Below are 22,569 nucleotides of genomic sequence, written 5' to 3'. Positions count from 1 at the left end.
ACCGGCCCATTCTTTCTATGGTATTGTCAAGATAAGCACTCTGGATGACGTACGCCCTGAGAGGGAGCGAGAAAGTGGAGCTTCAATGGTGGACACCGCACCAGTACCAGAAGATCCGGCCCTATGTGGACACTGTTTTGCTTGGCACCTGGCAACTGAAGCCTTTTGATGTGGCTATTCCATACGGTGCATCTCGCATCATCTGCCAGGAAATCGTCCGTCGCTTGTCAGAACGTTATCAGGGACGAATCGCCTCATTGGAGCTGGGAGCCACCCTTCATCTCCCGTCTGCGCCAGAGGCCCCAGCTGTACCCCAGTGGTTGGACAATGTGCTGCACGATTCGATAGACCCCAGTATCCGCTTTGGCATCATGATGGTCGACAGGCAATTACCCAGGGGATTCGAACGGCTGCAGAGCGGCGGCATGGAATGGCTTTTGTGTGATTGGTGGCAGTGGCTATCACGGCGAATACCGTCTGCCAGACATCTGGATGCCTGGATGTACCTGTGCATGACCTCGGTGGAATATCGGTCTCAGCCCGGGTTCCACAGCCTTGGTGTCTCACCGGCCACTGCCGAGTCCATGTACAGGGAGGGAGAGCGCATCATGGAGGCCTGGGTGCGAGTTGCCGCAGCGGCGGTGGAACGCATGTGGCAGGAAACGGCCCATGCTCAGGGACAGCGGCAAGCTCCGATTGGCGCAGACCAATCCCAACTTGACACGTGAAAGTTGCGAAAGATAAGATGAAAGCGTGCAGTAGGCGCTCGTTTACATACTCTCGTCGGCACTAGAGAGCTAGACTCTGCCACTATTTGCAGGAAAATTTCGTGTTGAAGGCTGAGTATGTAAAATTGAAACATCAAGACAGGGATATGGAAGCTCAGGGCAGGTGATGAAACAGAATGCTGAAAAAGGCGTATGATTGGATTGATGAGCGGTTGAATGTCACTCCGCTGTGGCGCGATGTCGCCGATCATGACGTGCCGCCTCATGTCAATCCAGCTATCAAGATGTCGGCTTTTATCTACTGCTTTGGCGGTCTCACCTTTCTAGTCATCACCACCCAGATTCTCTCCGGCATGTTCTTGGCCATGTATTACACGCCCGACATCAACAATGCCTGGTACAGTGTGAAGTACATCGACGACCAGGTGCTGCTCGGCCAAGTTGTACGGGGAATGCACTTCTGGGGGGCCAGCTTGGTCATTGTCATGATGTTCCTGCATATGCTGCGCGTGTTTTTCACGGGCGCCTACAAGAAACCCCGCGAGATGAACTGGGTAGTTGGGGTCCTCATCTTCTTTGTCGTGCTTGCCTTTGGATTTACCGGTTACCTGCTGCCGTGGGATCAAAAAGCCTATTGGGCGACCAGCGTGGGTGCACAGATTGCAGGATCCATCCCGTGGATTGGCCCTTGGATTCAAACCCTGCTGCTCGGGGGCCATTACGTCGGGGCTTTGACCCTGTCTCGCTTCTTCGCCATCCACGTCTTTTTCCTGCCCGCCGCTTTGCTTGTCCTGTTGGCCCTACACTTTATCATGATCCGGACCCAACACATTTCAGGGCCGCTGTGATGGCAAGGGGCAGGCGAGCCATCATCGAAACGTCGCAGCGCCGATTGTGCCTGAAAGCGAGGAGATACGGATATGGCTGAAGGCGAGCGCATTCCAGGTACCCCGAGGTACCGGCACAGTTTGCAGGTCCATTCAGGCTTTGAGCCGTTTTTTCCAAATTTCTTGCTCAAGGAATGGATAGTCGGTGCTGTATTCCTTTTTGCGTTCGCGCTGTGGATTGTGTTCAATCCGGTGGATTTAGGACCCAAGGCCAACCCGGATGACACAACGTTCATCCCGATTCCAGATTGGTATTTCCTCTTTCTCTACCAGATTCTAAAGTATTATCCGGGATCCCAGATTGTGGTGGGTGTCGTCCTCGTGCCGCTCATCGGGACGTTGCTTCTACTGTTCACGCCTTGGCTGGATGTTTCCACAGAACGGCACCCCTATAAACGCCCAATTGCCACAGCTGTCATGGTGCTCGTGACCTTTCTCGTCATCTGGCTGACCAACGAAGCGCGCGTTCAACACCTGGCGGAAACCGGGCAACTCAGCAGCAACGCCAATCTGCCGCAATTGAAACCGGTGTCCGCTTCGCAAATCAAGTTCAGCGACACCAACATGCCCGGATACAAGCTGTTTGAGTCCACATGCGCTACTTGCCACGGATCGAAAGGAGAGGGCCATATCGGGCCCCCGATTTACGCCATCGGTCACTTCTGGAATGAACAACAACTCAAGGACTTCGTTGAAAATCCAAGCGGCGGCATGCCGCCCAAGGGCGGACTGCCCAGCGACAAACAAGTTGACCAGGTGGTGGCTTGGCTCGTCAAGCAGAGCCACAGTGGCGGAGGGTATTGAGAGTTCGCACCGACAGCCAGATCCTCATGGGGGCGTGCGGCGCCCCTGTGCCCCTTCCCATGTACGGATTAGTCAAAAGTAAATCCTTCGCCCAGCACCTCATGCACATCATTAATGACGACAAACGCCCTTGGATCCGTTTCCGTCACGATTTGTTGAACCCGGGTAACCTCTTCCCTTGGCACCACACAGTAAACGACGGAGCGATCCTGTCCGGTGTAACCCCCTGTGGCCTTCAGGATGGTAGTTCCGCGTTCCAATCGCTCATGAATCGCGGATGCGATTTCCAGGTTGTGGTCCGAAATGATGGTCAACGCCTTGCCGGTCTTCACGCCTTCTATGACGAAATCAATCACTCGGCTGGCCACAAACAGAGCCACCAGCGAATACATCGCAACTTCGCGTCCCACCTCAATGACGACCAAACCGATGACACACAAATCGATGGCAAACAGGACTTTGCCCATGGCGATCCCGTACCTGTGGCGCACCAAACGGGCAATGATATCGGAGCCCCCCGTGGTTGCGCCGGATCGAAAAATCAATCCCAGGCCCAAGCCGGTCACGACTCCGGCGTACAGGGCCGCCAATAATGGGTCATGGGTGGGGACCTTGAGGTCACTGGTCAGCGAGGTGAACAATGAGACAGCTCCGACTCCGACCGCCGTCTTCACGATGAATCCGGCGCCGAAGACGCGGGCGCCCAGAAATAAAAGCGGGATATTGATGATGAAGAAGGTGAGCCCGACTGGCCAATGGAGCTTGTAATACAAGAGCAGTGAGATGCCGACAAAGCCGCCTTCAGCGAGATGATTGGCTACCAAAAACGCATTGAGTCCGAGTGAGTACATCAAGGAGCCGAGCAGGATTTGAAGCCATTTCCATATTTCTTTCCCGAGGTATTGCCGCCGCATCCAAAAACTCCTTTAACCGATAGTGAACACAAGTCGTCCAGAAGACGCATCATTCCCCATTTTAACCTCCATTATAGATTTTGGCAGTCATTGGGGCAAAATCGGTGCGGCCACATGAGCGCCAACAGCAAAAGCAGGCTGACCCAGCCAAACAGCGTGTAACCGAACGCCACCATGCGAGTAAAACCCACGCTGCTTAACGCCGCGGCCAACAGCAACAGGACCAGGTGGTAGAGGTCCTGAACCCAATCGGAGCGGGTCCATCGTCGGGGGATGGGTATCTGGCTGCCGATGGCGTACACGTTGCCCACCAACGTGGAATAAATCTCGCCCCACAAAATGAAGCTGAACAGCCATTGCAATAAGCCGCCGTACTGCGATGCGATGAACCCCATGGGAACCGCATAACGGACCGCCTGCGGGTGATGGGCCAAGAGCATAAACGTCACGGCAACCAGCATGAAACCGAGCGCCGCCGCACCAGACCGCGCGCCCGCCTGCAGCACGCGACGCTCCTGCACCTTGCTGCCAAGCGGTATCAGAACGCCGGCGGCCAGTCCGGTATTGAAGGCCACGTACAACACGGCGTACATGCCCGCCGTGAGGGGCTTGGGCGTCGAAAGGAGAAAACCGGCCTCCAGCGCGCGATGGATGCCGTTTGGGACGCAGGCGGACCGGATTGCGGTCGTCAGGATGACGGCAATCAAGACGGGTACGATGACGCTGTTGGCGCGCATCACGCCGGACATACCACGCAACAGGGTGAGAAAAGTGACAGCCAAGGTCACCCACACGCCGACTGCGAACGGCAAGCCGAGGCTCTCCCGCGCCAATTCACCGGTTCCAGCCATCATGGTGGCGCTCACGCCGAACAGCATCAACAGAAGAATCAGATTCACAGCGCCCCCCAGCCAACGGCCGAACAGGTGGATGGCCACATCGCGAAAAGATTGAGCCTGCAAGGAGGCCCCCAAGGCCATCATGCGATACCCAATCCAACTGAAAAAGGCCACAGAAGCCAGGATGGCCAATACCCCCCAGAATCCAAACCGGCCGTAAAACTGGTAGATCTCTCGCCCCGAGGCAAAGCCGGCCCCCACCACTGTGCCGATGTAGGTGCAGGCGACCTGGAAGGCGCGCACGCGCTGTGCACCGGTCATGGGACATCCCTCCCCCTTACACCATATGGCCGAGCCCGCGGGTTCAGACCGTGGACATGTTTGCCGAGACAAGCCATATACATAAAGCGATCCCGTTTAGGATGAAGCGAGGAGGGATGCCATGACCCATCTCCAAGCCGTTGTCTTGGGCGTTGTGCAGGGACTTACAGAGTTCCTGCCGATCAGCAGCTCAGGACACCTGGTTCTGTTGCAACGGATTTGGCACATCGGAAACGAGCAACTGTTGTTTGTGGTGTGCGTGCACGTGGGAACCTTGGTGGCAGTGTGTGCGGCCTTCCGGCGAGAGATCCGATGGCTCGTCCAACATCCCTGGTCGTGGACAGCGCGCATGTTGTACGCGGCGCTGATTCCCACAGCCGCAGCCGGCATCTTGTTGGAAGACTGGTTTGAGAACGTGTTTGCCCACGGTGGGACGGTGGGGCTGGAATTTGTCATTACCGGTGTCATCCTCTGGTGGATGGACAGTGCCCCCACGTTCGGCAAGCTGGAGGAAGACATGCAGGTTTGGGACGCCCTGTGCATTGGGGTCTTCCAGGCAGCCGCCATCCTGCCCGCATTATCCCGCTCCGGTCTGACCATAGCCGGCGGGTTGTGGCGAGGAATGGACCGGCAGGCGGCCGGACGCTTCTCCTTTCTGCTCTCCATACCTGCCATTCTGGGAGCGACGGCAGTTCAGCTGGAAGAGCTGATGGAAACCCCGTCGGTTCTCGCGCGCGTTGAATGGTCCAACCTCGGATTGGGTACGGCAGCGGCCGCAGCGAGTGGATACGTGGGCGTACGCGCCACCTTGTGGTTGTTGCGGAAGGCCCGCATGCGCGTGTTCGCCGTGTATGTATGGGCGCTGGCCGCCTGGATTCTTCTCGACCAAGTGACGTTTCATAGGTGGTTCCCGCCGCTGTTTTGATCCGCGCACCCAGCTAGCCGGCGAAATGCCTACAGATGTGGTTGTGGGCATTTCGCCGCTTGCCCCTTCTTCGCGTTGAAAAACCGGCGGCATGGAGCTAGAGGGTCATGCCCGAACGACCTGCCGAACGAAGTGGGGGCATCCAGCATTCAGACACAGCCGGTCTAAACGTGGCGAATCAGGGAGACATGGCGATGTTTCTGCAACTTCTTTTTTTAGGAGAAAACGAGGGGACATTGTCTGCCGTGATCGACTCGGGAGATGTCCACCTGGGCCATCCGCCGAGTGACCTTGCCGCGGCCTTAGCCTACAGTGTCTTGCCTGAGCGGGCGCGGGCCGTGTTTTGGCGTGTCTATGGCCGCGCTCCCGAAGCGAGGTACAGGCGCTGACTCGATTCGGCGCGTTGGGCGACATAACCTCAGGGCGAGCACAGATACGCCGTGCCCAGGCGCTCAACGCGCGCGTCTTACCAGCAGGCGCAGTCTCTGCATCAGGGTCCACACCAGCGACAGCGCAAGCAGACCGGCAATCAGCCAAGCCCAAGCCGTGACCCCGCGCCACATCGTCACTGCCCATGGCGCTCCGCTTGCCCCGCTTGCGGCAGCGGCAAACACGGGCACCTTATCGGCTAGCGCGTGCGCTACCGGTCTGCCCACACCCAGCAGCCAAAACAAGACGGTCAACCCTGCGGCCAAGACGGCATGCAGAAACCGGGCCACGAAGTAGGGCGTCATGCGGATATCCGTCTGGGTCAGGACGCTGGCGACCTGAGCGTGAACCGCCAAACCGCTCCAGGCAATAATGCCGCTGACCAGGGCAACTTTCTGCAGCATAGGTGCACTGGAGGCCGCAGCCTGGGCTGTGCCGATGTCAATCTCCAAGAGACCGGCCATTGTAGGGCTCATAAGACTAGGATGAACGCCCGACAGTTGATACAAAAAGGCCACTGGCGAACCGATGACACGCATCAAGCCGGACAAATTCAGGATCTCGATAAGCACGGCAAAAAACACGATGAAGCCGCAGATCATCAACAGCGTCTGCACCGACTCCGTGACAGCCGCGCCGAGCAATTTGCCGAACCCACGGCCATCTTCCTCCCGAGCTTTCAGCATCTCCCGATAGGCGCGGCGCAGGATATTCCCGCGTTCCCGAACCGGCTGCGAGCGAGTGACGTCGCTGCCGCGCCCCCAAAACTTAAAGGCTACGCCCACCAGGAAGGATGAAACGTAGTGTGCAACGGCAAGCAGGGCTCCCAGTTCTGGACTCTTGAACATCCCCACGGCCACGGCTCCAAACATGAACAATGGGTCTGCCGTATTGGTGAAGGCCAACAACCGCTCTCCTTCTACTTGTGTGCACATCCCCGTTTCACGAAAGCGCGCCGTGACCACGGCATCCATCGGATAGCCGGCCGCCAGCCCCATGGAGAGGGCGAAGGCGCCCACACCGGGCACGCTGAACAGGGGACGCATCAAGGGCTCCAGCAGGACGCCAAAGCCGCGTACAATCCCTAGGCCCAGCATCAGTTCCGACAGGATGAAAAATGGCAGCAAAGACGGGAACACGACATCCCAGAACAGCTTGAGCCCAACTAATCCCGCCTCCACGCTCTGCTTGGGATAGATCACCAAAGCTATCGTGAACACGACGACAGCTGTCCCAAGCAATAGAGTCGAGAGCTGGCCGCTTTTCCACCATCGCTTCAACCGCTTCATCTCCTTCATCGCGGCACCCGGCCACAGGTCCAAGACATTCACTAAAACATATGTCCAAGCCCAAGGTTTATGTTTTGCGGCCGCAGTTCGCTATAATAGCAGACAAAGGCAGGTCAGAAACGGGGGACGGACGTGACACTCAACGAGATGCAAAAACGCATCGATGCCTATATCAGCCAATTTCGCGAAGGCTACTTTTCCCCGATGACTTTGGTCGTGCGGCTTTCCGAAGAGCTGGGAGAACTTGCGCGCGAGGTCAACCACGCATACGGAGAAAAACCGAAAAAGCCAGACGAGCCAGAGGGCAGCATCGCCCTGGAGCTGGCCGACATGCTGTTTGTCATTGGCTGCCTGGCCAATCGCTTGGGGATTGATCTCGACGAAGCCTTCCAGTCCGTGATGCATAAGTTTGAGACACGGGACCACGACCGCTGGACCCGCATCTAACCTGCGCCGGCAGTCCGGCCCCGTGCCGACGGGTGAACCTGCGTGGGAGGTTGCGTTACATCCAAACAGCTAGCATGCTCGTCCGGTTGTTGCAGAGACAGCGCTGAGAGAAGCAGGAGGATATAAATGCCAGGTCCAATTCGAGTCGCGATTGCAGGTATTTACGGCAAAATGGGGCGCGAGGCAGCGCAGGCGCTGAGTGCCGACGAGCGTTTCTCCGTTGTGGGTGGGCTTGTGCGCAGCCGTGGACAAGCCCGCCAAGATTGGCCCGTGTTCCAGGACAAGTCGGAATTGTTAGCAGAAACCCGACCGGATGTATGGTTGGACCTGACCGATTCCACAAGCGTGGTCGAGAACATTGATTTCGCTATTGCCAACGGTGTTCGACCGGTGGTTGGGGCCACCGGCTACGGGGAAGCGGATGTCAAGCGGTGGCACGAGGCCTGTTTGGAGCGGGGAATCGGCGGGATCGCAGCCCCTAATTTCGCCATCGGGGCCTTGTTGATGATGCGGTTTGCCCGCGAGGCCGCTCGCTTCCTGCCAGCCGCAGAGATCATTGAATTGCATCACGATGGGAAGAAGGACGCCCCGTCCGGCACCGCGCGCAGAACCGCCGAACAGATGCAAGAGGAACTGGGGAGGGACGTGCCCATCCACAGCGTTCGCCTGCCGGGCTTGGTGGCGCATCAGGAGGTGTTGTTCGGCGGCGCCGGCGAGACATTGACCATTCGGCACGACTCGCTGTCACGGCAAAGCTTCATGCCGGGCATCTTGGTCGCGTGCGCAAAGGTCGGCCGTATTCGCGGCATGGTCCATGGTTTGGAACACATTCTCTGGTAACCGGACAGGAGTGGAACAAAATGAACATCGCACTCATTGCGCATGACGCGAAAAAGGAACAACTGGTCAATTTCGCCGTCGCTTACCAGCACATCTTTGCCCAGCACACCCTATTCGCCACGGGGACGACAGGGCGGCGCATCATGGACGCAACGGGTCTGCATATCCAGCGCGTCCTCTCCGGTCCATACGGCGGAGACCAACAGATAGGCGCGAAGATAGCGGAGGATGCGATGGACCTGGTCATCTTCCTGCGCGATCCGCTCACCGCCCAGCCGCATGAACCAGACATCACAGCTCTCCTGCGCTTGTGCGACGTCCACGACATTCCGGTGGCCACCAATCTGGCGACAGCAGAAGCGTTGATGCGAGCGCTTGAACGCGGTGACCTGAACTGGCGCAAGGCGGTGCACCCGAAGGAGTCGTAACGATGCGGATTGGCATCAGTTGTTACCCGACCATCGGAGGGTCTGGCGCTGTGGCGACCGAACTCGGCAAAGCCCTTGCCCGTCGCGGCCATCAGGTCCATTTCATCGTCACAGACGTGCCCTTTCGTCTAGGTGAGTTTCATCAAAACATTTACCTGCACGAAGCCGATACCATGACCTATCCGGTCCTGCGTACGCCGCCCCACGATTTCACTCTGGCGGCGCTGATGGCCGATGTGATCTTGCAGTACAATTTGGAGATCCTGCACGTCCATTACGCGCTCCCGTTCGCCGTTTCGGCCTTTCTCGCGCGGGAGATGCTGCCTGGCCACCCGGTGCGCGTGGTGACAACCCTGCACGGCACCGACGTCACCGTGCTCGCGCAGGACAAGAGCCTCTACCGCGTGATTCAGCTGGGACTGACCAAAAGCGACGTCGTGACCGCCGTCAGCCACAGCTTGGCCCGCCAGACGCATGAGTTGTTTCACATCGACACGCCGATTCAGTGTGTGCACAACTTTATCGATCCGAACGTGTTCCATCCGGCTGCGACGGACCTGCGTGAATGCTTTGCACGGCCCGGAGAGCGGATTTTGTTGCACATTTCGAATTTCCGCAAGGTCAAACGGGTGCTGGACCTGATTCAGGTGTTTCACCTGGTCAACCAGCGCATCCCGAGTCGGTTGTTGTTGGTAGGAGAAGGCCCGGAATTGAGCGCAGCGCGGGAGCTGGTGTCCGGATTGGGATTGGAAGGGAGGGTCCACTTCCTGGGCAAACAGGACGAAGTCGCGGAGCTCTATCGGGCCTCAGACCTGTTTCTGCTTGTATCCGAAAAGGAGAGCTTTGGTTTGGTCGCGCTCGAAGCCATGGCGAGCGGACTGCCCGTGGTTGGCACCACCGCCGGTGGCATCCCCGAGGTGGTGGCGGACGGCGAGACTGGCTTGCTGGCGCCAGTCGGGGACATTTCGCGGTTGGCTGAACTTGCGATGCGATTGTTGACGGACGAAGCCCTGCACCGGCGCATGGGGGAGGCGGGGCGAGCGCGGGCCATACAACGGTTCTGTCTGGAGGACAAGGTGGCCGAATACGAGCGACTGTACGAGCAGGCTCTTTGTCAGGGGAAAGCCACATGACCCCCCCATGTCCCCGCTTGCCGGAACTCCCCGACGACGTGGCCGGTGTCATGCGGACGTTGCTGCGACACGGGAGCCAGGCCTATCTGGTCGGCGGGTGCGTACGCGATGGATTGCGCGGGCAACCGGTCCACGATTACGACATCGCCACCGATGCACGTCCGGATCGTATCCAGCAGTGGTTTCCACGCACCTTTGCGACCGGCCTGCGGCACGGGACCGTCACGGTGTGGACAGGCAAGCGCCCGGTGGAAGTGACCACCTTTCGCACGGAATCGGCGTACAGCGACGGCCGCCGTCCGGACAGGGTGACGTTCACAGACGACCTCGCCCAGGACCTGGCTCGCCGCGATTTTACCGTCAATGCCATGGCGGCTGACGTCTCCGGCCGCATCATCGATCCGTTCGGCGGCTTGTCCGACCTGGCGCAAAAGTGCCTGCGAGCGGTGGGGGATGCCCGCCATCGCTTCGCCGAAGATGGCCTGCGCATTGTCCGAGCCCTGCGTTTCGTCAGCCAGCTCGGTTTTACGATTGAGCCACAAACATTGGACGCGATGCACCAAGAGGCGCGACGGCTGCGAAGCGTTTCCAGCGAACGCTTGGGACAAGAAATGCGCCGGATGGTGCAAACCCAGTGGTGGCTGGCCTGGCCCCTGTGCAGTGCCGGCCCGTGGCTGACCGTGTACCCGCATCCGTGGCCAAAGTGGCAGCGTGCAATGCGGGAACAGACCGCCGCCGTCGGAACGACCGAGGCTGCAAAAGCGCGCTTTGGCCAACGCTGGCAAACTGTTCTCTTGGACTTGGGCTGGCAACACCAGTGGGCGGCGGTCAGCGCATGGATGTTCTGGCTGAGCCGCCTGACGGGGGCGTCCGCCGACGAGACGGTCGAGGCCGTCCGCCGCTTCGCTTGGCCCAAGCAAGTGGGACGAGACGTCCAGGACATGATGTCCCTGGCCGCAGAGGATCCGGTCGATTGGTCCGATAGGGCCTGGCGTGAAGCCTTGTTTGGACGTCCGGCCGCCCTGGTCGGTTGGGTGTGCTTTGTGTGCGACGCGCTGTCGCCGGTCGCCGGAAACCGGCTAGCCATGTTCAGGGACCGGCTGCGCACCCAGCCCCTGCACCGGCTGTCGGAGTTGGCTGTGAACGGGCACGATGTGGCCGCTCTTGGTTTGCGTGGGGAGCAGGTGGGATCTGCGCTTCGCATGTTGGCGGAGGCCGTTTTGCAGGGTGAGATTGAGAACCAACGACGACCCTTGTTGCAATGGCTGACGCAGCGATTGCCAGACCTGCACGCTTCGCACCGCGAGGGAGGAAACCTAGGATGAGCATGGAATCCGCCCATTCTTCTAATCCGTGGGAAGTTCCTGTGCGCGATCAAATTCTTACGGCTTTTCTGGCCGCCAAGGAACACCGTGTCTCGGGCGCCCAGTTGAGCCGACAGCTGGGCCTGACGCGCGCTGCTATCTGGAAGCAAATCCATAGTTTAGAACAATTGGGGTTTCAATTTTCTGCCGCCACCCGTCGCGGTTATCAGCTGGAGAGGGTTCCAGACTTGCTGCTGGGCCCCATTCTGAGGCAGCACCTGCCCGAGCAGGTACGGTTTGGCCGCACCGTGGTCTGGCAACAGGAAGTCGATTCGACCAACGTCTTGGCGCTCCGCTTGGCCCAACAGGGTGCGCCACACGGGACTTTGGTCAACGCCCTGGTACAGACTGGGGGACGCGGTCGACGGGGCCGGAGGTGGGTATCCCCGTCCGGGGGGTTATGGATGTCGCTGATTCTGCGCCAATCGCTGCCCCTGGCGGTGGCGCACGAGTTGACCTTGGTGACTTCGGTGGCCGTATATCGTGCCATCCAAAAGCAAGCTGCATTTCCGCTCAGCATCAAGTGGCCCAACGACATCCTCTGCGACGGGCGGAAGGTCTGCGGCATTCTGGCTGAGATACGAAGCGACGGCGAGTCGGTGGATTACGCGGTGCTGGGCATCGGCATCAACACCAATGTGCAGCCGGGCGACCTGCCGACGGACCTGAACACCAAGGCTGTCTCGCTGGCCGCGTACTGCGGGAAGCCGATTTCCCATGTCGACCTGGCAGCGGACATCCTGACCGAATTGGAGCCGATGTACAACCGGCTGGTCGCGGGTCAGTCGGCCTTTTCGCAGGTGGCGGACGAGTGGAGGGCCCACAGCGCGACGCTGGGGCGGCGTGTGGAAGTGACTGTAGGCCACAACACCTATCGCGGACTGGCAGAATGGCTGGATGACGACGGGGTCCTCCAGCTGCGGCTCGACGACGGTGCCCGGCTGCCAATCCACAGCGGGGAAGTGCTGTGGGCTGAAGGCGAGTCCCATCCTTAGCCCAACCGATTTCCGGCCTGCTTCGGATGCCCCGCATCCACCCCGCCCAATCAGTCCATCCTAAGCTGAGAATGGGAGGGGGTCCTCATGCCGGGAGAAACGGAAAGGGTCCTACGCGCCCTGCAGGACATTGAATCCAGGCTGCAACATGGAGAGGCTGGTCCGCAATCCGGTTTGCTCACAAGTTTGGAGCGATTTTGGCGAATGGCCCAGGAGAGGATGCAGGAATGGTCAGATATCTGTGACCACATCCTGGACCTGGCCGCCCGCTGCGACGAAGTCAGGGAGCGTGCTGAGGATGAAAAAGCGGCGTCCCTGGGCCACTGGTTGTCCACAGTGCTGCCACCGCTTGATTCCGAGGACGCTGGATGGTTGGATTCCCTGCGCCGAGGGCTTGGCTATTTCGATCTCGCCATGTACGACGACGCCATCTCCTCGCTTGCCCAAGCGGTATCCTCTGCCCCGTATTCACTCCCCGCCCGTTTGCTTTTCGCTTCCGCCCTGCGCCTGGCCGGGCAACCGCAGGCGGCCTTGAACCAGGTCCGCTCGATTTTGGCCCAGCAGCCTGACCAGATTGAGTACTGCGCCGCCTGCGAGATTGCCGCACAGGTGTATTTTCAATCCGGTGAATTCACCAAGGCCGTTCGCTGCCTGAACGAAGTGGTGGCCGTCCTGCCCGATTACCCCGATACGTGGCATAATTTGGGGATCTGCTATGGAAAGATTGGCGACTGGCCAGCGGCGGCCGCCGCCTTCCAACAAGCGCTGGAGCTGGACCCAGGTCCGGACACGGAGACGGCCTGCCTTCTGGTGCAGGCACTGATGAATCTGGGCGAACACGAGGAAGCCAGACGGGTGGCACTCCAGGCCCTGCAAGAGCGCCCTCGGCATCCAGGGCTCCTGTCTTTGCTGTGGCGGCTGGCGGTCGAGTCTGACGACTGGCAACGGGCACAAGGCTACGCTTGCAAACTGGTGGAAGCCGCACCGGCCGATGCCGGCAGTTCCATTCGGCTGGCGTTCTCCCTGTGGCACACCGCCGGTCCGGGAACGGCCGTCGCCGCGTTGAAGAAAGCCATTGCGGTGAATCCCGGACAAGCGCGCCTGCTGTCTGCGTTGGCCATTCTTCACTGGCTGAAGGGAGACGTGGCCGCGGCTTGGCGCGTAATAGGGGCGTTGCCGGAGGCCGTTTTGCAGGGACCACTGATGCGGACGCTGGTATCTCGCATGAACCCGGATAGGGCGGATGCCGGTGTACCGCCCCACTGAGCCCCATTTTGGTACAATAGGGACAAGCCACAGGTAGGGGGCCCGCATCTGTGAAACTCGTGGTCATCGATGTTGAAACCACCGGTTTGTCTCCGGATGAAGACGAAATTATAGAAATCGGCGCGGTGGAGTGGACGGAAGACGGAATTGGGGAGCAATTCCACAGCTTGGTACGCCCGACTCGTCCGGTCCCTGATTCTGTACTGGAATTGACCGGCATTGCGATGGCTGAACTCGCATCGGCCCCCACCTTGGAAGAGGTGCTGCCGCGCTTTTTGGCCTTTATCGAAGGAAAACCGTTGGCTGGCCACAATGTTGATTTTGATATCGAATTTCTGACCCGCGCATGCGAGTCGGTTGGCTACGTGCTGCCGACGGCCGCGGATGGCTTGGATACGAGGGACCTCTCGCGCATCCTGTTTCCCTTTGCGGGCAGCCACCGTCTGCAGGACGCCGCTGCCCGGCTGGGCATACAAGTGGAGCAAAGTCATCGAGCGCCAGCGGACGCCCTGACCACCGCCCACGTCATCAGCGGTTTGTCGGAAAAAGTCTTGGCTTTGCCTCACCTCACGCTGCAGGCGTTGGTTCGCTTGGCCGGCTTGTATTCGGCCGTCACCGGGCAATGGTTGGCGGAACTGGCGGATCGGCAGGCCGCAGAAGCTCCCGACGCCTTGCCAGAAGGGTGCGAGACGATTGACCGGCTCGTCTTCCGCTCTGCCAGCCCGCGCCCAACCAGCAGGCCCAGCCAGACGCCAGCGAGTGAAGATTGGACGAGTGAATCAGAGCACCTGCTGGCGGCGGACAGCCCGTTGGCGGCCGCCTTGCCGGGGTTCGAGGTGCGGCCCGGCCAGCAGAAGATGGTCACTGCCGTGGCGGCCGCCTTGCAGCAGGATCAGCACCTGATTGCCGAGGCGGGTACCGGTACGGGCAAATCGTTGGCATACCTCATCCCGGCCGTGCTCTATGCCAGGCGCAACGACACGCGGGTGGTGATTTCCACCCATACGATAGCCTTGCAGGATCAGATCGCCGAGCGGGACTTTCCGACACTGCGGAGCGTCATTGCCGAACCCCTGAAACTCTCCGTGTTCAAGGGCCGAACCCACTATATTTGCATGCGAAAGCTGCGACACGAGTCGGAGCTTCTCGGTTGGACGCACGCGCCGGAGGAGGTGCGGGCGTACATGCGCCTGCTGGTCTGGCTGACAGAGACCGAGACGGGCGGCCGGGAAGAACTGGCCATGACCGGATCCGAGCAGCGGGTGTGGCCGCGAGTGCAAAGCGAGAGCGAAACCTGCATCAACAAGCGTTGCCCGTTCTTTAAGCCTTGCTTCTACTTTCGGGCGCGCGCCCAGGCTTACGACGCGGATGTCGTCGTCACAAACCACGCCCTGGTTATGACGGACCTCAAGGCCGAGAACCGGGTCCTTCCGCCGTACGAAAAGCTCATCGTCGACGAGGCCCATCACCTGGAGGAAGAGGCCACCCGACAGCTGGGGGAAGAGGTGCGCTACGGGCAGATACGCGCCCTTTTGGCACGATTAGTGCGTGATCACGGTCGGCAGGGTGTCCTCCCCGAACTGCACGAGCGGCTCACAGAACAGGGACGGACCAGCCTCGTGGCCGACGTATCCGAATTGATGGATATCTGTCAGGGGTTCGAGTCGCAGTTGAACTACGCGTTTTCCGCCCTGGCCAAACTCATCCCCTCGCATGTCAACGAGCTTCGGTTGACAGCGCAGGTACACAGCCACCCGGCGTGGTCCCAGTATTCCGGCGCCGTGGCAGAACTCAGCCAACTCTGGCAGCGGGCGCAGGGCAAACTGTCGCGTCTGGCCGACGCAGCCGCGGCCAGCGATGACGAACTGGCCGGGCGCATGCTGGATGCGGTCGGCTCCTTTCCCGCGGTGGAGGCCGCCATCGAAACGATGGACAAGGCGCGGGAGGAGACGCCGGAATGGGTGACGTGGATTGAAGCCGGCGCCGAAGTCCGAGGCATGCCCGGGGCGTCGCGGAGCGTGAATCTCTACCGGACACCGTTGGACATCGCGCCTATCCTTGAGGAGCAACTGTTCTCGAAGAAGAGTTCGGTTGTCTTGACGTCCGCCACACTCTCCGTCGAAGGGCGGTTCTCCTACGTTGCCCGCCGACTTGGCCTGGGCAACTTTGCTAAATCTGGACGATTGGCAGAAGTAAGAGTGCCGTCTCCGTTCCAACTGCGGCGTCAGGCTTTGCTCTGCGTGCCCAACGATGCGCCGGAGTTGGCCAAGATGGAGACCCATGATGCGGCTTTGTGGCTGGCCGGGTCGGTGTATCGACTGGCCATGGCCAGCCGCGGCCGAATGCTCGTGTTGTTCACCAGCCATCAACTGCTCAGGGCCACCGCTGCCCACGTGCGCGATAAGCTTGTCGGCGCTGGCTTTCAACTGTTTGCGCAAGGACTGGATGGGAACCGCTCGCGCCTTTTGCAGGCGTTCCGCCAACACCCGCATGGGGTGTTGTTCGGCGCACAATCGTTTTGGGAAGGCATCGACCTGCCGGGGGACCAGCTGCGCACCCTGGTCATCGTCCGGCTGCCGTTTGCGCCGCCGACGCATCCGGTCACCAGGGCGCGCCATGAGCAACTGGAACAGCGGGGGGAGAGCGCCTTTTGGCACGCCAGTCTGCCCGAGGCCGTGGTGCGGTTCCGCCAGGGATTCGGGCGGTTAATTCGTACGAGTTCGGATCGGGGCGCTGTCATTTGCTATGACCGGCGATTGGTCGAGAGTCGGTACGGCCGCGTCTTCGTCCGCTCCCTGGACGGTGTGGTGCCCATGTACGCGCCGGAATCGGAGATGATTGGCAAGGTTCAAGCGTTCTTCCAAGTGTCGGATACATGTTCACCCCAGCGCGCCGCACACTAACGGTACAGGATGGGTGACCGGAGGGAGGCGCTTGCCGTGCACACGATGTGGAAGGGAGCGGTCAGTTTTGGATTGGTCAACGTGCCGGTGCGGATGTTTGCAGCAACCGAATCGAAGGACATCAAGTTTCGGTACCTGCACAGGGAGTGCAAGACGCCGATTCAATACACGCGCACCTGCCCGCATTGCGATAGGCCCGTGGAGTGGAATGAGATTGTCCGCGGGTACGAATATGAACCGAACAAGTTCGTGATCTTCGACGAGGACGACTGGAAACAAGTTGAGAAATCCAGGTCGCACACGATTGATATTGTGGGTTTCGTGAATCTGGCCGAGATTGATCCGGTGTATTACGACAAGACGTATTACCTCGCGCCCGAGGCGGCCGGAGTCAAGGCGTACCAACTGTTGCAGCAGGCCATGCGGGAAACCGGCAAGGTGGCCGTGGCCAAAACCGTCCTGCGCAACTCGGAAACCCTGGCGTGCGTGCGCGTTTACGGCAGCGTGCTGGTGGTGGAGACCCTGTTCTGGCCGGCCGAGGTGCGGGGCACGCAGGAGTTACCCAACATCGACGCCCAACCCGCGGTGAGTGACCAAGAATTGAGTATGGCTGTCATGCTGATCAACCAATTGGCTGAGCCGTTCGATCCCGCCAAATACACCGACGAGCGGCGGGAGACGCTGCTGGGCATGATTGAGAAAAAGGTGCAGAACCAGGAGGTGGCCATAGCCCCGGCGGCGGAAGAGGCCGAGACCAATATCGTGGACCTGATGCAGGCGCTCCAGGAAAGCATTCGCCGCAGCGGGAACAAGCCAGATTCCGCCCTGACCGCCGCTCTGACAGAGGGTGTCAAGCCCAAACGAGGGCGCCGGAAGCGCAGCTCGTAACGGTTACGGCGCTGCAGACGTGGGCCATTGAATGGCTTCGACCACCGGATGGCGCAGGGCCCCGGCGTCCGTCCAATCGAGATAGCGGATGTGCAGGCGGATGCCGGGAGGGAGGGGACGCAGCTCCTGCGGTCGTGATGCGGTAAGGCCCGGTCCGGCGCTATCCCACAGTGCGGCCCAATCCTCCTGGCGAATCCCCGTCGCCACTGCACCGGCCGGGTGTTCCAAATCCGTCCATTCCCCAACCAAGACCGACGCGGGCCGGCCGTCGCGCACCGTGAGAAATAAAGCGTCAAGGGTGATATGGCGCCAACACTTGACCTTCTGCCAATCGGCCCGCTTTTCCCCCGGGTAGTAGCGGCTTCCCGCCCGTTTGCCGACCACGCCTTCCAAACCGTGGGCCTGCATGCGTTCATAGAGGTCACGCCCGTCACTATAGTTGTCACACACCTGGACAAGCCCCGGTTGGCTGACAGCCTCGCGCAGGGCTTCCTGGCGCAGCTCAAACGGGGTTTCTAACAACGGCTGTCCCGCTATCTGCAGGCAATCAAAAGCCATGTACACCACGGGGACCTCCAGCCGCGGCCGCCTGGCCAGGTCTCGCCGCAACACACGTCGAAAGTCGGGCCGCCCGTCCGCCCCCAGACTGACAACCTCGCCATCAATCACAAACGCATCCTGCGCCTGTTCCTTGGCCCACGCCACCAGTTCCGGATAGAGGTGGGTGCGCGCCTTGCCTTTGCGGTTCCACAACCTCACTTCGTTCCCGCGCCGCTGCATCAGCAACCGCACCCCATCCCACTTCACCTGGAAAATCACGCCCTTGTCCGCGCTGGGGGCGGACGCGAGCACCGGTTCCATTGGCAGCAGTCCCGACCAGTCGTCTGTCATCGCACTCTCCTGCCACAGATTGCTTGTATGCCTGCACCGTGTGTGCGCACACCTATAGCGAACGGAGGCGAGACACATGCGGACGCAGCGCGGCGAAATCCTGACCAATCCCCACAAACTCATGTGGCCCAAAGCGGGAGTGACGAAGCTGGATTACGCCCGTTACCTGCTGGCGTTGGCACCGTACATGCTGCCGCACCTGCGCCGGCGGCCGATCACGATGGTCCGCTATCCCGACGGGGTTGCAGGCCCATCGTTTTACCAACGGGATGTTCCGCCGGGAGCGCCCGATTGGGTGCGCACCGTACCTGTATGGTCGGATGAACGGCAGGCGCATATTCACTACGTGCTGGTGGAGAATCCAGAAACGCTGCTCTGGCTGGCCAATCTGGCCTGCCTTGAGTTGCACATTGGCTTCACGCGCGCCGGCAACGACCAGGAGCCTGTGGCCGTCGCCTTTGACCTCGATCCGTCCGTGCCCGGCTTTGAGCCTGTGCGCGAGGTGGCGATGCGGCTGCACGAGCTGTTGAGCGACCTGAACCTCCCGCACGTCGCCAAGACATCTGGCGCCACCGGGCTGCAGGTGTTCATTCCGTTGGTCCCAGGGCACACGTTTGCTGAAACCCGCACCTTCACCCGAAAAGTGGCTCATTACCTCGAGCAGCAGCTGCCTCGTTGGGTGACTCTGGAGCGGCGCAAGCGGGATCGCGGGGACAAGGTGTACGTGGATTATCCCCAGTTTGGCCGCCACCGAACCTTGATTGCGCCATACAGCGCGCGGGCGACGGAGCGGGCAACCGTATCGGCGCCGATAACCTGGGATGAGCTGGCGCGCGGAGCCTGTCCGGAGTGGTTTCGGATTGACAATATGGCGGAACGGGTCCAGCGGGTGGGCGACCTGATGACGCAACAGCCGCCTGCAGACCTGACTGAAGTGTTACGGCTTCTCGCGCGGACTGACAATTCCGCCCGCAATCCCGTATAATTTTGATCATCCCGCCAACCTCCGCAAGGGACTGGCAGGATGCATACATACCCAATACGGAAACAGGAGCGAATCGATGCAAGCACAATACGCCATCATCGGTGGCACCGGCGTATACGACCCGGCGCTGCTTGAACAACCGGAAACCCAGGTGGTTGACACACCGTTTGGAAGCGCCGAAGTTACGGTGGGACGCTTTCGCGGCAAAAACGTCGCGTTCATTCCGCGGCATGGGCGCGGGCATCAGGTGCCGCCGCACCGCATCAATTACTGTGCGAATATCTGGGCCTTGAAGCAGTTAGGCGTGGAGCAGGTGTTCGCCACCACGGCGGTCGGATCGCTGAAACCGGATATCCACCCCGGATCGTTTGTGATTGTGGACGATTTTTTGGATTTCACCCGTTCGCGGCCGCTCACGTTTTTCTCCGAAGGCCGCGTGGTGCACATCGACATGTCCGATCCGTACTGCGGCCGGTTGCGCGCGCGGCTGCGGGCAACCGCCGAGGAATTGGGCATCCCGGTGCATGACGGCGGAACGTACGTGTGTACGGACGGACCCAGGTTTGAAACCGCGGCTGAGATCCGCATGTACGCCAGCCTGGGCGGGGCCGTTGTCGGCATGACCAGCGTCCCGGAGGTGGTGCTGGCCAAGGAGTGTGAATTGTGCTACGCGACGGTGTGCATGGTCACCAATTACGGCACCGGCCTGTCGCCTACGCCGCTCACCCACAGCGAGGTGGTGGAGCAAATGGCCGTCAATGTCCCGCGCCTGCGCAACCTGTTCTTCACGGCCATTGATCAACTGGACGAATCCCGTACCTGCGCATGCCCGCACGCCGTCAGCGGACAGGGTCAGTTAACCAAGGAGGGGAAATGAGCTGAACGCACTGGAATGGACCGGGCGTACACTGCGCCTGCTGGACCAACGCCGGCTCCCTCACCAGACGGTGTGGGAGGAATACTCGGACGCTGACGAGGTGGCCGAGGCCATCACCGCCATGAAGGTGCGCGGAGCGCCTGCCATTGCCGCGGCCGCAGCCTACGGAACCGTGTTGGCCGCCATGCGGCTGACGAGCGGCGACGACGCCCGAGCACAACTGGAGCAGGTGCTGCAGACGATGGAACAAACCCGCCCCACCGCCGTCAATTTGTTCTTTGCGACGCAACGCATGCGCGAGGTTGTACAGAAGTGGGACGGTGCCAGCCTGAGCGCTCTGCAGCAGGCGCTCACCGATGAAGCCAACCGCATGGCGGAAGAAGATCTGCGCATCAATCGCGCCATTGGACGCCACGGAGCGGATTTGTTCCCGCAGGCAGCGCGGGTGACGCTGCTCACCCACTGCAACACGGGTGCGCTGGCGACCACGGGCTACGGCACGGCGCTCGGTATCGTCCGCACACTGCACGAGCGGGGTCAGGTGGCTCGCGTCTACGTGGATGAGACACGCCCGTATTTGCAAGGGGCGCGCTTGACCGCCTACGAATTGGATCAAGAGGGCATACCCCATACCCTGATCACGGACAGCATGGCCGCCTACTTCATGCAGCAAGGTGCCATTGACGCGGTGGTGGTGGGAGCCGACCGGATTGCGGCCAACGGCGACACCGCGAACAAAATCGGGACCTACGGGTTGGCAGTGCTGGCCGCCTACCACCACGTACCATTCTATGTGGCCGCGCCGGTATCCACCTTTGACCTCGATGTGGCGACCGGATCGCAGATCCCGATTGAACACCGGGGAAGCGAGGAGGTCACACACTTTCACGGGTTGCGGGTGGCTCCGGAGGGCACCTCCGCTGCGAATCCAGCCTTCGATGTTACCCCTCACGGGTTGATCACGGGTATCATTTGCGAACGAGGGGTTATCCGACATCCCAACGCGCAGCGGATAGCCGCCGCCATTTCGACAGGAACGGCCAAAACGGGAGCGAAGGACGGGAGAGGGCTGCATGAAAACCATTCTTGAAGTGGGTGCGGCTGTGTGCTCAGCGCAAGAGGTGTACAGCGAGCCTGTACGCATCGTCATCGAAGACGGCACTATCCAAGCGGTGGCGCCGCTGACACAGGTAGCGGCATCCGCCGACGGGGCAAGGACAGACTTCGAGCATGGGAAGGCGGGGGTACAGTACATACGCCGCCCCCGCACCGTGGCCATACCGGGCCTTGTAAACACACACGGGCACGCGGCGATGACCCTGCTCCGCGGGGCTGGAGACGACCTGCCGCTGATGCGTTGGTTGGAAGAAAAGGTGTACCCCATGGAAGCGAAGCTGACCCGGCGAGCGATTTACTGGGGAACCCAGCTGGCCTGTTGGGAAATGATTCGCTCAGGCACGACCTGCTACACCGACATGTACTTCCAGATGCACGACGCAGCCCAGGCGCTTCTGGAAAGCGGAATGCGCGGCGTGCTGAGCTGGGGCATCGTGGGACTGGACGACTCCGGACGCGCGGCGGGCGTGGCGAATTCGCGATCGTTCGTGAATCAGTGGAAAGAGGCCAGCAGCCGCCTTGTGGTCACTCTGGGGCCGCACGCCCCATACACGTGTCCGCCTGACTATTTGCGCGAAATCGCCGATCTCGCAGGGGAACTCGGGGTACCGCTGCAAATTCACCTGTCCGAAACCCGGGGCGAGGTGGAGCAAAGCCTGCAAACCTATGGGAAAACCCCGATTGCCCAGGTCGAGGCGTGCGGTCTCTTGCAACACCCGGTGTTAGCGGCCCACTGTGTGCACGTGAATGAAGACGATATGGACATTCTGGCCGCGCGAGGGGTGCACGTCGCGCACAGCCCGCAAAGCAACCTCAAACTGGGCTCCGGAGTTGCGCCTGTGGCCCGCATGCTTGAAAAGGGCATTGTCGTGGGATTGGGTACAGATGGAGCCGCGAGCAACAACAATCTGGACATGTTTGAGGAGATGCGGTTGGCGGCCACTCTGCATAAAGGCGTAACGATGGATGCAACGGCGGTGCCCGCCCCGGCCGCCTTTCGCATGGCGACCGAGGAGGGCGCCAAGTGTGCGTTCTTGCCGGCTGGGCACGGTACACTGACGGTCGGGGCGTGGGCCGACATCACCCTGTTGGACTTGGACAGCCCACACTTCGTGCCGAACTACGATTGGCTTTCCAATGTCGTCTACGCAGCGGGAGCGGACGACGTGACCGACGTGTTTGTGGCCGGGCGGCAACTATTGTCCAACCGCGAACCCTTGACGCTCGATGTCGAGCGCATTCGGTATGAAGCCCGGAGCCTCGAAGCACACTTGAAAGCACAGTGAATCCAACCGCTGCG

The 22,569-nt window shown here is 60.6% G+C and carries 22 protein-coding genes; 18 read left to right on the top strand and 4 right to left on the bottom strand.

Annotation, left to right across the window (positions count from 1 at the left end; genetic code table 11):
* Nucleotides 1-74 precede the first annotated feature (74 nt).
* From AK2_RS13365 to AK2_RS13355, 3 genes are all read left to right on the top strand, one after another.
* Complete coding sequence (locus AK2_RS13365; RefSeq protein WP_157076347.1) at nucleotides 75-728, top strand: hypothetical protein; 654 nt, start codon at nucleotides 75-77, stop codon at nucleotides 726-728.
* A 176-nt stretch (nucleotides 729-904) separates the two neighbouring features.
* A complete protein-coding gene (qcrB, locus tag AK2_RS13360; protein WP_067929048.1) occupies nucleotides 905-1,576 on the top strand; it encodes a menaquinol-cytochrome c reductase cytochrome b subunit in 672 nt (223 codons plus the stop codon).
* Between the two features lie 72 nt (nucleotides 1,577-1,648).
* On the top strand, nucleotides 1,649-2,419 hold the full coding sequence (locus AK2_RS13355; RefSeq protein ID WP_067935324.1) for a menaquinol-cytochrome c reductase cytochrome b/c subunit: 771 nt from the start codon (nucleotides 1,649-1,651) through the stop codon (nucleotides 2,417-2,419).
* Nucleotides 2,420-2,487: 68 nt separating this feature from the next.
* On the opposite strand, the gene AK2_RS13350 is transcribed toward AK2_RS13355, so the two are convergent.
* Nucleotides 2,488-3,333 (bottom strand): YitT family protein, encoded by an 846-nt coding sequence (locus AK2_RS13350; protein WP_067935321.1) that lies wholly within the window; start codon nucleotides 3,331-3,333, stop codon nucleotides 2,488-2,490.
* Nucleotides 3,334-3,404: 71 nt separating this feature from the next.
* Complete coding sequence (locus AK2_RS13345; RefSeq protein WP_067935318.1) at nucleotides 3,405-4,493, bottom strand: YkvI family membrane protein; 1,089 nt, start codon at nucleotides 4,491-4,493, stop codon at nucleotides 3,405-3,407.
* 121 nt (nucleotides 4,494-4,614) lie between these two features.
* Here AK2_RS13345 and AK2_RS13340 point away from each other — a divergent pair, with 121 nt between their 5' ends.
* Together AK2_RS13340 and AK2_RS13335 are read left to right on the top strand one after the other, a co-directional pair.
* Nucleotides 4,615-5,418, top strand: coding sequence for an undecaprenyl-diphosphate phosphatase (locus tag AK2_RS13340; protein WP_067935313.1), 804 nt, complete (start codon nucleotides 4,615-4,617; stop codon nucleotides 5,416-5,418).
* 194 nt (nucleotides 5,419-5,612) lie between these two features.
* On the top strand, nucleotides 5,613-5,807 hold the full coding sequence (locus AK2_RS13335; protein ID WP_067935309.1) for a protein kinase family protein: 195 nt from the start codon (nucleotides 5,613-5,615) through the stop codon (nucleotides 5,805-5,807).
* Between the two features lie 63 nt (nucleotides 5,808-5,870).
* Here AK2_RS13335 and spoVV read toward each other — a convergent pair whose 3' ends face one another.
* The gene (spoVV, locus tag AK2_RS13330; protein WP_439645105.1) at nucleotides 5,871-7,127 is read right to left on the bottom strand and encodes a dipicolinic acid transporter SpoVV; all 1,257 of its coding nucleotides are present in this window, start codon (nucleotides 7,125-7,127) and stop codon (nucleotides 5,871-5,873) included.
* Between the two features lie 156 nt (nucleotides 7,128-7,283).
* Between spoVV and AK2_RS13325 the strand changes: the two genes are divergently transcribed.
* The 9 genes from AK2_RS13325 (at nucleotide 7,284) to ku (ending at nucleotide 17,400) form a co-directional block, all read left to right on the top strand.
* Nucleotides 7,284-7,583, top strand: a complete 300-nt coding sequence (locus AK2_RS13325) for a nucleotide pyrophosphohydrolase (RefSeq protein ID WP_067935341.1) — start codon at nucleotides 7,284-7,286, stop codon at nucleotides 7,581-7,583.
* Nucleotides 7,584-7,709: 126 nt separating this feature from the next.
* Nucleotides 7,710-8,423: a 4-hydroxy-tetrahydrodipicolinate reductase gene (dapB, locus tag AK2_RS13320; RefSeq protein ID WP_067935304.1), complete on the top strand. Its 714-nt coding sequence runs from the start codon at nucleotides 7,710-7,712 to the stop codon at nucleotides 8,421-8,423.
* 20 nt (nucleotides 8,424-8,443) lie between these two features.
* Nucleotides 8,444-8,851, top strand: a complete 408-nt coding sequence (mgsA, locus tag AK2_RS13315) for a methylglyoxal synthase (protein ID WP_067935301.1) — start codon at nucleotides 8,444-8,446, stop codon at nucleotides 8,849-8,851.
* Between the two features lie 2 nt (nucleotides 8,852-8,853).
* Nucleotides 8,854-9,984: an N-acetyl-alpha-D-glucosaminyl L-malate synthase BshA gene (gene bshA / locus AK2_RS13310; RefSeq protein ID WP_067935298.1), complete on the top strand. Its 1,131-nt coding sequence runs from the start codon at nucleotides 8,854-8,856 to the stop codon at nucleotides 9,982-9,984.
* Nucleotides 9,981-11,309 carry a CCA tRNA nucleotidyltransferase gene (locus AK2_RS13305; protein WP_067935295.1) on the top strand — a complete coding sequence of 443 codons (1,329 nt, stop codon included), beginning with the start codon at nucleotides 9,981-9,983 and terminating at the stop codon, nucleotides 11,307-11,309. Before bshA ends, AK2_RS13305 begins: the two co-directional genes overlap by 4 nt.
* The gene (locus AK2_RS13300) at nucleotides 11,306-12,343 is read left to right on the top strand and encodes a biotin--[acetyl-CoA-carboxylase] ligase (protein WP_067935292.1); all 1,038 of its coding nucleotides are present in this window, start codon (nucleotides 11,306-11,308) and stop codon (nucleotides 12,341-12,343) included. Before AK2_RS13305 ends, AK2_RS13300 begins: the two co-directional genes overlap by 4 nt.
* Before the next feature lie 87 nt (nucleotides 12,344-12,430).
* Nucleotides 12,431-13,609 carry a tetratricopeptide repeat protein gene (locus AK2_RS13295; RefSeq protein ID WP_067935289.1) on the top strand — a complete coding sequence of 393 codons (1,179 nt, stop codon included), beginning with the start codon at nucleotides 12,431-12,433 and terminating at the stop codon, nucleotides 13,607-13,609.
* Nucleotides 13,610-13,659: 50 nt separating this feature from the next.
* A complete protein-coding gene (gene dinG / locus AK2_RS13290) occupies nucleotides 13,660-16,512 on the top strand; it encodes an ATP-dependent DNA helicase DinG (RefSeq protein ID WP_067935286.1) in 2,853 nt (950 codons plus the stop codon).
* Nucleotides 16,513-16,557: 45 nt separating this feature from the next.
* Nucleotides 16,558-17,400, top strand: coding sequence for a non-homologous end joining protein Ku (ku, locus tag AK2_RS13285; RefSeq protein WP_245632911.1), 843 nt, complete (start codon nucleotides 16,558-16,560; stop codon nucleotides 17,398-17,400).
* Between the two features lie 3 nt (nucleotides 17,401-17,403).
* Here the strand turns inward: ku and AK2_RS13280 are convergent, their stop codons facing one another.
* Complete coding sequence (locus AK2_RS13280; protein WP_067935280.1) at nucleotides 17,404-18,291, bottom strand: ATP-dependent DNA ligase; 888 nt, start codon at nucleotides 18,289-18,291, stop codon at nucleotides 17,404-17,406.
* A 76-nt stretch (nucleotides 18,292-18,367) separates the two neighbouring features.
* On the opposite strand from AK2_RS13280, the gene ligD reads away from it, so the two are divergent.
* From ligD to AK2_RS13260, 4 genes are all read left to right on the top strand, one after another.
* Nucleotides 18,368-19,276 (top strand): non-homologous end-joining DNA ligase, encoded by a 909-nt coding sequence (gene ligD / locus AK2_RS13275; RefSeq protein WP_067935275.1) that lies wholly within the window; start codon nucleotides 18,368-18,370, stop codon nucleotides 19,274-19,276.
* A 76-nt stretch (nucleotides 19,277-19,352) separates the two neighbouring features.
* Nucleotides 19,353-20,153 carry an S-methyl-5'-thioadenosine phosphorylase gene (gene mtnP, locus AK2_RS13270; RefSeq protein ID WP_067935272.1) on the top strand — a complete coding sequence of 267 codons (801 nt, stop codon included), beginning with the start codon at nucleotides 19,353-19,355 and terminating at the stop codon, nucleotides 20,151-20,153.
* 1 nt (nucleotide 20,154) lies between these two features.
* Entirely contained in the window at nucleotides 20,155-21,243 is a 1,089-nt protein-coding gene (mtnA, locus tag AK2_RS13265) for an S-methyl-5-thioribose-1-phosphate isomerase (RefSeq protein WP_083521199.1), read from the top strand.
* On the top strand, nucleotides 21,227-22,555 hold the full coding sequence (locus AK2_RS13260) for an amidohydrolase (RefSeq protein WP_067935268.1): 1,329 nt from the start codon (nucleotides 21,227-21,229) through the stop codon (nucleotides 22,553-22,555). The genes mtnA and AK2_RS13260 overlap by 17 nt, the downstream gene beginning before the upstream one ends.
* Nucleotides 22,556-22,569: the final 14 nt, after the last annotated feature.

This window comes from Alicyclobacillus kakegawensis NBRC 103104 (genome assembly GCF_001552655.1).
GTDB lineage: Bacteria > Bacillota > Bacilli > Alicyclobacillales > Alicyclobacillaceae > Alicyclobacillus_G > Alicyclobacillus_G kakegawensis.
This window is presented reverse-complemented; position numbering and strand designations above follow the sequence as displayed.